The organism is Streptomyces sp. NPDC001544, from assembly GCF_042894285.1.
Lineage (GTDB): Bacteria > Actinomycetota > Actinomycetes > Streptomycetales > Streptomycetaceae > Streptomyces.
In genome coordinates this window covers 1-12,510 of sequence record NZ_JBIAVN010000025.1, presented here as the reverse complement: position 1 = coordinate 12,510, position 12,510 = coordinate 1, and the positions used below count along the sequence as shown (strand labels likewise).

At 69.9% G+C, this 12,510-nt stretch carries 15 protein-coding genes; 8 read left to right on the top strand and 7 right to left on the bottom strand.

The genetic code is table 11. The annotated features are described in order from the left end of the window. The first annotated feature begins 11 nt into the window (after positions 1-11). Together ACFY0F_RS36680 and ppk2 are read left to right on the top strand one after the other, a co-directional pair. Complete coding sequence (locus tag ACFY0F_RS36680; RefSeq protein ID WP_388804639.1) at positions 12-245, top strand: hypothetical protein; 234 nt, start codon at positions 12-14, stop codon at positions 243-245. A 40-nt stretch (positions 246-285) separates the two neighbouring features. Continuing rightward, a complete protein-coding gene (gene ppk2 / locus ACFY0F_RS36675; RefSeq protein WP_388804636.1) occupies positions 286-1,188 on the top strand; it encodes a polyphosphate kinase 2 in 903 nt (300 codons plus the stop codon). 79 nt (positions 1,189-1,267) lie between these two features. Here the strand turns inward: ppk2 and sodN are convergent, their stop codons facing one another. Further along, complete coding sequence (gene sodN / locus ACFY0F_RS36670) at positions 1,268-1,663, bottom strand: superoxide dismutase, Ni (protein WP_388804633.1); 396 nt, start codon at positions 1,661-1,663, stop codon at positions 1,268-1,270. A 145-nt stretch (positions 1,664-1,808) separates the two neighbouring features. Here sodN and sodX point away from each other — a divergent pair, with 145 nt between their 5' ends. Next, positions 1,809-2,243: a nickel-type superoxide dismutase maturation protease gene (gene sodX, locus ACFY0F_RS36665; protein ID WP_388804814.1), complete on the top strand. Its 435-nt coding sequence runs from the start codon at positions 1,809-1,811 to the stop codon at positions 2,241-2,243. Here the strand turns inward: sodX and ACFY0F_RS36660 are convergent. Further along, positions 2,147-2,776: a CGNR zinc finger domain-containing protein gene (locus tag ACFY0F_RS36660; protein ID WP_388804631.1), complete on the bottom strand. Its 630-nt coding sequence runs from the start codon at positions 2,774-2,776 to the stop codon at positions 2,147-2,149. The two genes, sodX and ACFY0F_RS36660, sit on opposite strands and share 97 nt — an antisense overlap. 107 nt (positions 2,777-2,883) lie before the next feature. On the opposite strand from ACFY0F_RS36660, the gene ACFY0F_RS36655 reads away from it, so the two are divergent. Next, a complete protein-coding gene (locus ACFY0F_RS36655; protein WP_388804628.1) occupies positions 2,884-3,642 on the top strand; it encodes a class I SAM-dependent methyltransferase in 759 nt (252 codons plus the stop codon). 78 nt (positions 3,643-3,720) lie between these two features. On the opposite strand, the gene ACFY0F_RS36650 is transcribed toward ACFY0F_RS36655, so the two are convergent. The 3 genes from ACFY0F_RS36650 to ACFY0F_RS36640 are packed head-to-tail and all read right to left on the bottom strand — an operon-like array spanning position 3,721 to position 6,446. Beyond that, a complete protein-coding gene (locus ACFY0F_RS36650; RefSeq protein ID WP_388804626.1) occupies positions 3,721-4,521 on the bottom strand; it encodes an amino acid ABC transporter ATP-binding protein in 801 nt (266 codons plus the stop codon). After that, positions 4,518-5,447: an amino acid ABC transporter permease gene (locus tag ACFY0F_RS36645; protein ID WP_388804623.1), complete on the bottom strand. Its 930-nt coding sequence runs from the start codon at positions 5,445-5,447 to the stop codon at positions 4,518-4,520. The genes ACFY0F_RS36650 and ACFY0F_RS36645 overlap by 4 nt, the downstream gene beginning before the upstream one ends. Before the next feature lie 30 nt (positions 5,448-5,477). Next, the gene (locus tag ACFY0F_RS36640; protein WP_388804620.1) at positions 5,478-6,446 is read right to left on the bottom strand and encodes an ABC transporter substrate-binding protein; all 969 of its coding nucleotides are present in this window, start codon (positions 6,444-6,446) and stop codon (positions 5,478-5,480) included. A 505-nt stretch (positions 6,447-6,951) separates the two neighbouring features. On the opposite strand from ACFY0F_RS36640, the gene ACFY0F_RS36635 reads away from it, so the two are divergent. From ACFY0F_RS36635 to ACFY0F_RS36620, 4 genes are all read left to right on the top strand, one after another. After that, positions 6,952-8,175: an NADP-dependent malic enzyme gene (locus ACFY0F_RS36635; RefSeq protein WP_388804617.1), complete on the top strand. Its 1,224-nt coding sequence runs from the start codon at positions 6,952-6,954 to the stop codon at positions 8,173-8,175. A 139-nt stretch (positions 8,176-8,314) separates the two neighbouring features. Then, positions 8,315-9,280, top strand: a complete 966-nt coding sequence (locus tag ACFY0F_RS36630; protein WP_388804614.1) for a zinc-binding dehydrogenase — start codon at positions 8,315-8,317, stop codon at positions 9,278-9,280. Positions 9,281-9,389: 109 nt separating this feature from the next. Next, complete coding sequence (locus tag ACFY0F_RS36625) at positions 9,390-9,599, top strand: helix-turn-helix domain-containing protein (protein WP_040248424.1); 210 nt, start codon at positions 9,390-9,392, stop codon at positions 9,597-9,599. Continuing rightward, positions 9,599-10,156 carry a Clp protease N-terminal domain-containing protein gene (locus tag ACFY0F_RS36620; protein ID WP_388804611.1) on the top strand — a complete coding sequence of 186 codons (558 nt, stop codon included), beginning with the start codon at positions 9,599-9,601 and terminating at the stop codon, positions 10,154-10,156. Before ACFY0F_RS36625 ends, ACFY0F_RS36620 begins: the two co-directional genes overlap by 1 nt. 31 nt (positions 10,157-10,187) lie before the next feature. On the opposite strand, the gene ACFY0F_RS36615 is transcribed toward ACFY0F_RS36620, so the two are convergent. After that, positions 10,188-11,231, bottom strand: a complete 1,044-nt coding sequence (locus ACFY0F_RS36615) for a helix-turn-helix transcriptional regulator (RefSeq protein ID WP_388804608.1) — start codon at positions 11,229-11,231, stop codon at positions 10,188-10,190. A gap of 1 nt (position 11,232) precedes the next feature. Then, positions 11,233-12,189, bottom strand: a complete 957-nt coding sequence (locus ACFY0F_RS36610; RefSeq protein WP_388804605.1) for a DUF4097 domain-containing protein — start codon at positions 12,187-12,189, stop codon at positions 11,233-11,235. Positions 12,190-12,510: the final 321 nt, after the last annotated feature.

Genomic DNA, 12,510 nt, shown 5'->3' with positions numbered 1-12,510 from the left:
GGAGACCCGGAATGCATCTGGACTGGAACGCACTCGGCCAGGTCACCGCGGTGAGCATCGGCGTCACCGTCGCGGTGGTCGTCGTGTTCGCCCTCGGCGTCCTGGGCCTCGCCCGCTTCGAGGGCGCCCGCGAGGACGGCGCCGGCGCGCCCGCCATCGGCATGGCCCAGGCAGGCCTGTGCTTCCTCGCCTGCGCGGCCGTGGTGGCGTACGGCATCTATCTGATCGTGCCGCAGTTCCACTGATCGACCGAGACGGAGCAAGGACGACGAGACGGGAGCAAGGGTGACGACGCATTCCCTGCTGACCGAAGCGGCCGACCTGAAGGTCGACTACACCGACCCCGACGACCCGGTGCTCATCCGCCCCGACGGCAGTCCGATCGACACGTGGCGGGAGAACTACCCGTACGCACACCGTATGGAGCGCAAGGAGTACGACTGGCACAAGCGGCTCCAGCAGATCGAGTTGCTGAAGCTGCAGAGCTGGATCAAGGAGACCGGGCGGCGGCTGGTCATCGTCTTCGAGGGACGGGACGCGGCCGGCAAGGGCGGCACCATCAAGCGCTTCACCGAGCACCTCAACCCGCGCGGCGCCCGGGTGGTGGCGCTGGAGAAGCCGACCGAACGCGAGCGCGGGCAGTGGTACTTCCAGCGGTACGTGCAGCACCTGCCGACCGAGGGCGAGATCGTGATGTTCGACCGCTCCTGGTACAACCGGGCGGGTGTCGAGCGCGTCATGGGCTTCTGCACGGACGACGAGTACCGGCGCTTCATGCGCCAGGCCCCCCTGTTCGAGCGGATGCTCGTGGACGACGGGGTCGACCTGGTGAAGTTCTGGTTCTCCGTCTCGCAGAGCGAACAGCGCACCCGCTTCACCATCCGCCAGGTCGACCCCGTACGGCAGTGGAAGCTCAGCCCCATGGACCTCGCCTCGCTGGACCGCTGGGACGACTACACCGCCGCCAAGGTCGCCATGTTCCGTGAGACGGACACCGAGCACGCCCCCTGGACCGTGGTGAAGAGCAACGACAAGAAGCGCGCCCGCGTCGAGGCCATGCGCAGCGTCCTCGCCCGCTTCGACTACACCGACAAGGACGAGGAGGTCGTCGGCCACCCCGACCCGCGCATCGTCGGCGCCGCGGCGGGCCTGCTGGAGGCCGGGGAGGACGACGAGGGCGAGGGCTGAGGACGCCGAAGGGGCCCGTCGGGAGGTCGTCCCGGCGGGCCCCTTCTCGAGGCTTGGTGACTGCGGACCTGCGCGGTCGTCAGGCCTTCTTGGTCTCCCAGAAGATCTTGTCGATCTGGGCGATGTAGTCAAGCGCCTTCTGGCCCGTCGCCGGGTCGGTGGAGCCCTTGGCGGCCGAGAGGGCCTTCAGGGTGTCGTTGACGAGCTGGTGCAGCTCCGGGTACTTCTCGAAGTGCGGGGGCTTGAAGTAGTCGCTCCAGAGCACGGAGACGTGGTGCTTGGCGAGCTCCGCGCGCTGCTCCTTGATGACGGTGGCACGCGCCTGGAAGTGCGGGTCGTCGTTGGCGGCCATCTTCTCCTGGATGGCCTTCACCGACTCCGCCTCGATGCGGGCCTGGGCCGGGTCGTACACACCGCAGGGCAGGTCGCAGTGCGCGCTGACCTTGACCTTGGGGGCAAACAGGCGGGAAAGCATGGAGCATTCCTTCCTCGTGATCGTCTTCTCAGGTGGGACATTACTCCCTGCGGGACCGGTTTTCGCGAGTGCCCCCTTGGGCTTAGGACAAAAGTCCGGGGCGAGACTGGGACTGGTGGATGAACGGACCGGGGAGGTGCCGGGGATGCCGGAGCTGTCGCAGGAGACCGAACGGGGGAGGGGCGCCGCGCCCTTCGGGCTGGCCGAGGTGACCGGGCCGTCCATGGTGCCCACGCTCTACCAGGGGGATCAGCTGGTGGTGCAGTACGGGGCCCGGATCAGGCCGGGGAACGTGGTCGTCCTGCGCCATCCCTTCCAGCAGGACCTGCTGGTGGTCAAGCGCGCGGTGGAGCTGCGCGAGGGCGGCTGGTGGGTGCTCGGGGACAACGCGTACGCGGGAGGGGACAGCACCGACTACGGGGCCGTGCCGGAGGAGCTGATCCTCGGGCGGGTCCGGCTGCGGTTCCGGCCCCTGAGGGCCGATCAGCGCTCGCCGCTGGCGCTGGTGCGCTGGGCGCTGTCGGCGGCGAGGCCGGTCTTCTCCGGCCGGTCGGCCTCCAGACGTTTGCGGGCGCGGTAGGCGGCCACGTTGGCGCGGGTCGCGCAGCGGTCCGAGCAGTAGCGCCGGGAGCGGTTGGTGGAGGTGTCGAGGTAGGCGTTGCGGCAGGGGGCCGCCTCGCACAGGCCGAGGCGGTCGACGCCGTACTCGGTCAGGTGGAACGCCAGACCCATCGCGGCGGTCGCCGCGTAGCCCGCGGTGACGTTCGAGGGATGCTCGGCCAGATGCATGTGCCACAGCGGGCGGCCGTCCTCGTCGCGGTAGTCGTGCCCGGAGATCTGCGGGCTCACCGGGAACTCCAGCAGCAGGGAGTTCAGCAGGTCGACGGCCAGGGTCTCGTCGCCGGTGTCGGCCGCCTCGAAGACCGCGCGCAGCCGGGCACGGACCGAGCGGAAGCGCGTGACGTCCGCGTCGGTGGCCCGGCGGGCCGCGGAGGAGTTGGCGCCGAACAGGTCGCGGACCGCCTCGACCGACGTCAGGGTGTCCTTGCCCCGGACCGGCTCCTCGCTGTTGACGAGACGCACGGCGTAATCCGAGTAATAGGCCAGTTCCACTTGTAGTCCTTACGGGGGCGCTCTATGGTTTCCGGTGCGGTCGGGTAACAGACGGTCGTGCTTCCAGGGTATTACTCGTGCGAGCGAAGACGGGGGTTGCCGTTTCCATGACCACCAGCACCGGCACCGACTGGACAGCCTGGCAGGAGAGCTGGGACCGGCAGCAGGAGTGGTACATGCCGGACCGCGAGGAACGCTTCCGCATCATGCTGGACATGGTGGAGGCGCTCGTAGGTTCCACGCCGCGGGTCCTCGACCTCGCCTGCGGCACCGGCAGCATCACCGCCCGGCTGCTCGCCCGGTTCCCCGGCGCCACCAGCGTCGGCGTCGACCTCGACCCGGCCCTCCTCGCCATCGCCGAGGGCACCTTCGCCGGCGACGAGCGGGTCACCCTCGTCACGGCCGACCTCAAGGACCCCGACTGGCCGGCGAAGCTGCCGTACGACTCCTACGACGCCGTCCTGACCGCCACGGCCCTGCACTGGCTGCACAGCGATCCCCTCGCGGCCCTCTACGGTCAGGTCGCGGGACTCGTCCGCGACGGCGGTGTCTTCATGAACGCGGACCACATGATCGACGACAGCACGCCCCGGATCAACGCGGCCGAGCGCGCCCAGCGCCACGCCCGCATGGAACAGGCCAAGGCCGCGGGAGCGCTGGACTGGTCCGAGTGGTGGCAGCTGGCCGCCCAGGACCCCGTCCTGGCCGGACCCACGGCCCGCCGCTTCGAGATCTACGGCGAGCACGCCGACGGCGACACACCGCCCGCCGCGTGGCACGCGCGCGTGCTGCGGGAGAAGGGCTTCGGCGAGGCGCGGGCGGTGTGGGCGTCGCCGTCGGACACCCTGCTGCTGGCCTTGAAGTGACGCCGGGGGCGCGGCCCGCGCGCCCATGAGGAAGGGGCGGTACGGACGACCCGTACCGCCCCTCTTCTCAGCGCACCGTCACAGCACCTTGGACAGGAACGACTTCGTCCGCTCGTGCTGCGGGTTGGTCAGGACCTCGCGCGGGTGGCCGGACTCGACCACCACGCCGTCGTCCATGAACACCAGCGAGTCCCCGACCTCCCGGGCGAAGCCCATCTCGTGCGTGACGACGATCATCGTCATGCCGTCCTCGGCGAGGTCCCGCATCACGTCGAGCACCTCGCCGACCAGCTCCGGGTCCAGGGCCGAGGTCGGCTCGTCGAAGAGCATCAGCTTCGGCTGCATCGCCAGTGCCCGGGCGATGGCGACGCGCTGCTGCTGACCGCCGGAGAGCTGCGCCGGATAGTGACCCCTGCGGTCACCCAGACCCACCCGGTCGAGGAGCCGCTCCGCGCGTTCCCGGGCGACCGCCTTCGACTCGCGCTTGACCTGGACCGGCGCCTCCATGACGTTCTCCAGCGCCGTCATGTGCGGGAAGAGGTTGAAGCGCTGGAACACCATGCCGATGTCCCGCCGCTGCGCCGCGACCTCCGACTCCTTCAGCTCGTAGAGCTTGTCGCCCTTCTGCCGGTAGCCGACCAGGTCGCCGTCGACGTACAGCCGGCCGGCGCTGATCTTCTCCAGGTGGTTGATGCACCGCAGGAAGGTGGACTTTCCGGAGCCGGAGGGCCCGATCAGACAGAACACCTCCCGCGGATTCACCTCGAGATCGATGCCCTTGAGGATGTGCGCCGGCCCGAAGGACTTGTGCACGCCCTCGGCCCTGACCATCGGCGCGCCGCTGCTCGGCGGCGTGATGTCCTTGCTGAGACCGGTCATCGGGCCACCTCCGGGCGGCGGAACGAACCGAACATGCGGAGGTTCTTCTTCAGGCGCTGCAGCGGGGTCGGCGGCAGGTTGCGCGTCGAACCACGGGCGTAACGGCGTTCGATGTAGTACTGGACGATGCTGAAGATCGTCGTGAGGAACAGGTACCAGATGCAGGCGACGAAGTACATCTCGACCACCGCCAGCGAGGTGCTGGAGATGTCGGTGGCCTTCTTGATCAGCTCGGGGAGCTGGACCGCGTAGGCCAGCGACGAGGTCTTCAGCATGTTGATGAACTCGTTGCCGGTCGGCGGGATGATGACCCGCATGGCCTGCGGGAGGACCACCCGGCGCAGCGTCTGACCCTGGGTCATGCCCAGCGCGTGGGACGCCTCCGTCTGCCCCTCGTCGACCGACTGGATGCCGGCGCGGACGATCTCCGACATGTACGCGGCCTCGTTCAGGCCGAGCCCCAGCAGGGCCGTGAGGACCGGCGTCATCACCTGGTTCATCTCGTCCTTGTAGAACCCCAGGTTCAGGATGGGGAAGACGAGCGAGATGTTGTACCAGAGCAGCAGCTGGACCAGGACCGGGGTGCCGCGGAAGAACCAGATGTAGAACCAGGACACGGTGCTGGTGACCGGGTTGGACGACAGCCGCATCACGGCGAGGACCACGCCGAGGGCCACGCCGAGCACCATGGCCAGCACGGAGATGTACAGCGTGGTCCAGGCGCCGGACACGATGCCCGGATCGAAGAGGTAGTCGGGGATGACGCTGTAATTGATCTTCGCGTTGGAGAACGCGACCACGATCAGCGCCACGAGGGCGACGACCACGACGCCGGACACCCAGCGGCCGTAGTGCCGCACCGGAATGGCCTTGATCTGCTCCGGCGGCAGCGACGGCGCCGGAACCTTGTCGACGATGTCAGTCACGGGGACAGCCCTTCAGTCTTGCGGAGCTGCTCAGGAGCCGCCGTTGATCTTCGACTCGGTGACGGCGCCCTGCGTGACGTTCCACTTCGCCAGGATCTTCCCGTACTCACCGTTCTTGATGATCGCGGCCATGGCGGCCTGGAGGGCGTCCCGCAGCCGGGTGTTGTCCTTGCTGACCGCGATGCCGTACGGACCCGCCTCGATCTGGTCGCCGACGACCTCGAAGTCCTTGCCGCCGCCGGAGGTCTTCGCGTTGTAGGCCGCCACCGGGAAGTCGTTCAGGTCGGCGACGGACGCACCCTGCTTCAGACGGAGCAGCGCCTCGGGGTCGGTGTCGAAGGTCTGCAGGTCGATGGCCTTCTTGCCGTCCTTCGTGCACTTCTTGTTCTGCGCCTTGGCGATGCCCTCGGACGTGGTGCCCTTCTGCAGGGCGACGACCTTGCCGCACAGGTCGTCGAGCGACTTCACGCCCTTCGGGTTGCCCTTCTGGACCAGTATCGAGGTGCCCGCGGTGAAGTAGTCGACGAAGTCGACGCCGTTGCCGACCTTGTGGCCGTTGTCGGAGTCGATGCCGTTCTGGCGGTCCTTGGTGTCGTTCATCGCCGACATGAGCACCTGGTACCGCTTGGCCTGCAGGCCCACGATCAGGTTGTCGAACTTGCCGTTGTCGAACTCGAACCTCACGCCCAGCTGCTTGCCGAGGGCATCGGCGATGTCCGGGTCGATGCCGACGGCCTTGCCGCTCTGCATGAACTCGACCGGCGGGTACGCGATGTCGGATCCCACCTTGACGACGCCGGCCTTGCGGACGTCCGCGGGCAGCTTGGCGGCCAGGGGGGCCGAGGAGGACCCGGAGCCGGAGCTGGAGCTGTCCGAACCGCTCTTGTCGGTGTGGTCACCGCAGCCGGTGAGCAGCAGGGCGCCTGCGACCGCGATCGCACCGACCGCGGCCAGACGGGGGTGCGCGGCGGTCGTACGACGGGTGGAGCTTGCGGTCATTGTGGGTTCCTCCGGCGGATGGGTGGAGTGCCGATGGGTCGACGGGAGCACACGGCTTCGGGTGTCGCGACCTCGTGGGTTTTACCGCATCTTGCCATTCGGACTACGCCATTCAGGTGTTTGACTTTGTCAAAATCGGATAACGGGGGAACCCCAAATCGCATCAGGTCCGCTTATATTCGTCACGATCCGGTCGTGTATCTGCGGAAATCAAGCCATCTGGCCGGAAAATCTTCCGGCCGTCTCACGATGTGGCCGCCGTTTGAGTCTTCGTCGAGCCCTCGTCGAGAGCACGGGTGTGACCTTGGACCTAATGGACTCGTCGTCGGTGCCGCCGTCCGGTATGAAGGTTCTTTACACCCCTCATCCGGGGCTCAGGGTGCGTGTGCGGCGCGCCCGTCGCGTATGCCCGTACGTATCAGTGAACCGGGCCGTACGCGGTCCCGCCCACCCCTCACCAGGAGTGGCAACCCTCAACCATTGAATACTTAAGGGGTAAAACGAAGTGGCAGCGGAGATCGTCAATCCTCGCAGCGACGGTAAAGCGGACCAGGACGGCGGGGCCGAGCCCCTCGATTCCTTCGATCCGGCGTTCGCGCTGCACCGCGGCGGCAAGATGGCCGTGCAGGCCACCGTGCCGGTCCGTGACAAGGACGACCTGTCCCTCGCGTACACGCCGGGTGTCGCGCGCGTGTGCACCGCGATCGCGGAACAGCCCGAGCTGGTCGACGACTACACATGGAAGTCCTCGGTGGTCGCCGTCGTGACCGACGGTACGGCCGTCCTCGGCCTCGGGGACATCGGCCCCCAGGCCTCCCTCCCGGTGATGGAGGGCAAGGCCATCCTCTTCAAGCAGTTCGGCGGCGTGGACGCGGTGCCGATCGCGCTCGACTGCACGGGCGTCGACGAGATCGTCGAGACCGTGGTCCGGCTCGCCCCGTCCTTCGGCGGAGTGAACCTCGAGGACATCTCGGCGCCGCGGTGCTTCGAGATCGAGCGGAAGCTGCAGGAGCGCCTGGACATTCCCGTCTTCCATGACGACCAGCACGGCACGGCCGTGGTGACGCTGGCGGCGCTGCGGAACGCGGCGCGGCTCAGCGGACGCTCGCTCGGCGACCTGCGGGCCGTCATCTCGGGCGCCGGCGCGGCCGGTGTCGCCATCGCGAAGATGCTGGTCGAGGCGGGGATCGGGGACGTCGCGGTCGCCGACCGCAAGGGCGTGGTCTCCGCCGACCGCGAGGACCTCACCTCCGTCAAGCGCGAGCTGGCCGGATTCACGAACAAGGCGGGCATCACCGGGTCGCTGGAGGACGCACTGGCCGGCGCCGACGTCTTCATCGGCGTCTCCGGCGGCACGGTCGCCGAGGAGGCCGTGGCCTCCATGGCCGAGGGCGCCTTCGTGTTCGCCATGGCCAACCCGAACCCGGAGGTGCACCCCGAGGTCGCCCACAAGTACGCGGCGGTCGTCGCCACCGGGCGCTCGGACTTCCCGAACCAGATCAACAACGTGCTGGCCTTCCCGGGGATCTTCGCGGGAGCGCTGCAGGTGCGGGCCTCCCGGATCACCGAGGGCATGAAGATCGCGGCGGCGGAGGCGCTCGCGGCGGTCGTCGGCGACGACCTCGCCGCCGACTACGTGATCCCCTCGCCGTTCGACGAGCGGGTCGCTCCGGCGGTGACCGCCGCCGTCGCTGCCGCTGCCCGGGCCGAGGGCGTCGCCCGTAGGTGAACTGTGAATGGTCCCGTCCGTCTGGGCGGGGCCATTCATTTGCCCACGGGCATGTCCGGCTGGTCCGAACTGGCAAGAGGGCATGTGTCACAGGGTGCCGTGGTTCCGCCGGTCCCGCCGGGAACCTATCGTCGAGCCCATGTTCGCTGTCTACGCCGCCCGAATCGACCGCGACCAGCCGCTCAACGGCCTTGAGCTGGGGGAGCGTCCGGCCCCCGAGGCCCGCCCCGGCTGGAGCACCGTCGACGTCAGGGCCGCCTCCCTCAACCACCACGACCTCTGGTCCCTGCGCGGCGTCGGCCTCGCGGAGGACAAGCTGCCGATGATCCTCGGCTGTGACGCCGCGGGAGTCGACGAGGACGGCAACGAGGTCGTCCTGCACTCCGTCATCGGGCAGACGGGCCACGGCGTCGGCCCGAACGAACCGCGTTCCATCCTCACCGAGCGCTACCAGGGCACCTTCGCCGAGCGGGTCGCCGTGCCCACCTGGAACATCCTGCCCAAGCCCAAGGAGCTCTCCTTCGCGGAAGCCGCCTGTCTGCCCACCGCCTGGCTGACGGCGTACCGGATGCTCTTCACCAACGCCGGGGTGCGGCCCGGTGACTCGGTCCTGGTCCAGGGTGCCGGCGGCGGTGTCGCCACGGCCGCGATCGTGCTCGGCAAGGCAGCCGGGCTGCGGGTCTTCGCCACCAGCCGGGACGAGGCCAAGCGGAAGCGGGCCCTGGAACTCGGTGCCGTCGAGGCGCTGGAGTCGGGGGCCCGGCTGCCGCAGCGGGTGGACGCCGTGATCGAGACCGTCGGCGCGGCCACCTGGTCCCACTCGGTGAAGTCCCTGCGGCCCGGGGGCACGATCGTCATCTCCGGTGCCACCAGCGGCGACCGTCCCTCGCACGCGGAACTGACCCGCATCTTCTTCCTGGAGCTGAAGGTCGTCGGTTCCACGATGGGCACCAAGGACGAGCTGGAGGACCTGCTCTCCTTCTGCGCCGCCACCGGTGTGCGTCCCGTCATCGACGAGGTGCTCCCGCTCGACCGGGCCCGCGAGGGCTTCGAGCGGCTGGAGTCCGGCGACCAGTTCGGGAAGATCGTCCTCACCAACGGCTGATCCGCACACTCGCACGGCTGTCCGACGGCCGGTCCGGGATTCCGGGCCGGCCGTCGCCGTTTGTCAATCAGGGTTGACGGCGGGCGGGCTGTCAACCTAAGTTGACGTCATGACCGAAGCAACGGATCTGGCCGAGCGTGCGGGCGACCGCGATCCTCGGATCGGGCTGCGGGCCGTCGCCGCCCTGCGAAGGCTGCTGGAGCAGCTGGAGGCGGTGCAGGTGCGCAGCGCACGCAATCAGGGCTGGTCGTGGCAGGAGATCGCCGCCGAACTCGGCGTCAGCAGGCAGGCCGTGCACAAGAAGTACGGGAGGCAGTGATGTTCGAGAGGTTCACCGACGACGGGCGTGCCGTGGTGGAGGGCGCCGTCGCACAGGCCGAGCGACTGGGGGACGGCAGGGTCGAAGAGCCCCACGTCCTGCTCGCCCTGCTGGAGCGTGAGGGAAGCCGGGGCTCGTTCGCCCTGGCCTCGCTCGGACTGTCGGCGGGGCGGCGGGAGGCGGTGGTGCGGGCGCTGGCCGAGGCCCGGCGCCGCGGCGGCCTGTCGCGGGCCGACGCGGACGCGCTGTCCGGGCTGGGCATCGATCTGTCGCAGATCGTGCACCGGGTCGAACAGACGCACGGCCAGGGGGCGTTGGCGGGGACGCGGCGACGCCTGTCCGGACGGCGGCCGTTCAGCCGTGGTGCCAAGGAGCTGGTGGTCGAGTCCCTGCGTGTCGCGGTCGCCCGCCGGGACCGCCACATCGGCGACGAGCACCTCCTGCTCGCCCTCACGGCCCGCCCGGGCGTACCCGCCGAGGTCCTCGCCGACCATGGCGTGACCTATGAGTCGCTGACGCGGGTGCTGTACGGCGACGGCGAGGCGAAGGCGGGCTGACGCCTGCCTTCGCATCCGCCCCGTCGGACGCTCAGACCCCGGGGTGGCGCAGTATGACGCCGATGTGCGCCGCCGCCGTCGACAGGTGCCGGCGGGCGTCGCGGAGCTGTTCGGCCGTGACCCCGTGGTCACGGGCCGCGTCCCGGATGTCGTCCCGGAACCGGTCCAGCAGGCGGTCCAGGTCCCGGGCCGGGTCACCGGTCGGGTCCTCATGGGCCCAGGCCGGTTCGTAGTCGGCGGGGAAGTCCTCCGGGGTGTCGGAGTACTCCGGGGTAGGGGCGGACTTGGCGGTCCGGGTCCCCGGCTCGGAGCGCCCGAAGCCGAAGTCCTTGCCGAAGTCCCTGCCGAACTCCTTGGCGAGTTCGGCAAGGCCTTCCCTGACCCCCGTCGGCCAGTCGCCCCGCGCGAAGTGGTCCTGGACGTGCTCCTGCACGCGGCGGGCGACGCGCTGGATCTCCTCCTGTGCCTGGGCCCGCGCCCGCGACTGGGCCTCCTCCGCCTGCCGCCGAGCCCGCTGGGCCTCCTCGCGGGCCCGGCGGCTCTCGTCCTTGGCGCGGCGGGCCTGCTCCTTCCATTCCTGCTTGACCCGGCGCATCTCGTCCCTGGCGAGTCGCCAGGCCTCCTTGTCGCCCGGCTCGCCGTGCTCCCCGAAAAGGCCGCGGTCCCCGGTGTCCGCCTTGCCGTCGCGCCGCGCCTCGGAGGCCGCCGCGCGCATCTCCCGCCGCAGGTCGCCGGCCGCGCCGCGCACATCGGCCCTTATCTCGGCGGCGAGCTCGGCGACCGACTCGCGGATCTCCAGCTCCAGGTCGGCCAGCTCACCACTGCGGTCGGCGAGTTCGGCGCGGCCCGCGTCCGAGATGGCGTACACCTTGCGGCCGCCCTCGGTGGTGTGGGTGACCAGGCCCTCGGCCTCCAGCTTGGCCAGCCGGGGGTAGACGGTGCCGGCCGACGGCGCGTACAGCCCCTGGAAGCGTTCCTCGAGGAGGCGGATCACCTCGTAGCCGTGGCGTGGGGCCTCGTCGAGCAGCTTCAGCAGGTAGAGGCGGAGGCGGCCATGGGCGAAGACGGGGGGCATGTCAGAGCACCTTCTTGTCGGTCGTGCCGTCGGCCGGGGCGCTGCCTGCGTCGTCGCCCGGGCCGGAAGCGGAATTGTCCCCCGAGTCCTGATGCGGTGCGGCCGGCGGGGCCGCCGGCGCGGTGTCCCACGGGGCGTCCTCCTCCTCGTCCTCCCTGGGCGGGCGGCGCAGCAGGGCGATCGAGCCGGAGACCGTGGTGGCCCTGAGCTTGCCGGTGCCCGCGCCGAGGCGACCGGTGACCTTGTGGGCGCCCCACGGGCCGTGCACCCTCAGACCGTCGAAGGCGTTGGAGATCACACCGCTCGCGGTGTTCGCCTCGACCTCGGCGTCGGCGGGGTGCGGGAGCCGGATGGCGATCTCACCGGAGACACTGGTGAGCCTGACGTCGGTCGGGCCGTCCGGATCGAGGTCGACGATCATCGAGCCGCTGACCGAGTCGGCCCGTACGGAGGAGCCCGAGGCCTCGACGACGGTCAGGTCCCCGGAGACGGAGTTGAACCGCAGATCGCCCGTGACCGCCTGGGCCTCGAGGTTGCCGGACACCGTTTCCGCGCGCACCGGGCCGGAGAGGGCGACGAGCGTGGTGTCGCCGGTGACCCCCTTGACCACGGAGGGGCCCCGGAGCCCGGACACGACGGCCCCGGCGCCTATCACGCCCACCTCCACCCGGGTGTCCGCAGGGACCGCGAGGGAGACGACCGCACTGCGGCGCCAGCCCTTGCGGTCCAGCCATTTGAGGAACCCCTTCCAGGGCAGGTCCTCGTAGGCCACCGTCAATGTCCCGCCCTGCTGGGTGACTACGAGGGGTGGTCCCTCGACGTCGGTGACCTCGAGGCGGGCGGAACCTTCGTCGGTGCCCACGACGTTCACCGTTCCGTTCACGATGCGTACGTGCAGGTCGCTGACGGGGGTGTCGAAGGTGAGCTTCGCGGGCTCGGCTACGGACCACTCGGGCATGGGAGCCCTCCTCGGGCAGGATGCGACACGCCATATCGCGTCTTCCGGGACTCACGATATATCGTGGCGCCCCGAAGTCAAGACACCCGTTCGTGGGCATGACGGAAGCCGGGCCGCCTCCTCGGCGGCCCATCGGTGGGGGAGGGCGCCCCGCGGTGCGGGGGCGCGGCGTCGGTGCGGGCCGGGTCCGCGGCTAGGGCCTGTCCGGCGGATCAGGTCGCAGGGCACGGGCGGTGCCTCATCGGTGCTGGTGAGCGGGGCGAATGGGGGTGCCCCCGCGCGAGCTCATTCGAGCGTGGGGGAGCGTCCGGCTGCAAGGCG

What these genes read in the sequence shown, in the direction of transcription:
- ACFY0F_RS36680 (WP_388804639.1), top strand. Translation starts at nt 12, where the DNA reads ATGCATCTGGACTGGAACGCACTCGGCCAGGTCACCGCGGTGAGCATC.
- sodN (WP_388804633.1), bottom strand. Translation starts at nt 1,663, where the DNA reads ATGCTTTCCCGCCTGTTTGCCCCCAAGGTCAAGGTCAGCGCGCACTGC.
- sodX (WP_388804814.1), top strand. Translation starts at nt 1,809, where the DNA reads ATGCCGGAGCTGTCGCAGGAGACCGAACGGGGGAGGGGCGCCGCGCCC.
- ACFY0F_RS36655 (WP_388804628.1), top strand. Translation starts at nt 2,884, where the DNA reads ATGACCACCAGCACCGGCACCGACTGGACAGCCTGGCAGGAGAGCTGG.
- ACFY0F_RS36650 (WP_388804626.1), bottom strand. Translation starts at nt 4,521, where the DNA reads ATGACCGGTCTCAGCAAGGACATCACGCCGCCGAGCAGCGGCGCGCCG.
- ACFY0F_RS36640 (WP_388804620.1), bottom strand. Translation starts at nt 6,446, where the DNA reads ATGACCGCAAGCTCCACCCGTCGTACGACCGCCGCGCACCCCCGTCTG.
- ACFY0F_RS36630 (WP_388804614.1), top strand. Translation starts at nt 8,315, where the DNA reads ATGTTCGCTGTCTACGCCGCCCGAATCGACCGCGACCAGCCGCTCAAC.
- ACFY0F_RS36625 (WP_040248424.1), top strand. Translation starts at nt 9,390, where the DNA reads ATGACCGAAGCAACGGATCTGGCCGAGCGTGCGGGCGACCGCGATCCT.
- ACFY0F_RS36620 (WP_388804611.1), top strand. Translation starts at nt 9,599, where the DNA reads ATGTTCGAGAGGTTCACCGACGACGGGCGTGCCGTGGTGGAGGGCGCC.
- ACFY0F_RS36615 (WP_388804608.1), bottom strand. Translation starts at nt 11,231, where the DNA reads ATGCCCCCCGTCTTCGCCCATGGCCGCCTCCGCCTCTACCTGCTGAAG.
- ACFY0F_RS36610 (WP_388804605.1), bottom strand. Translation starts at nt 12,189, where the DNA reads ATGCCCGAGTGGTCCGTAGCCGAGCCCGCGAAGCTCACCTTCGACACC.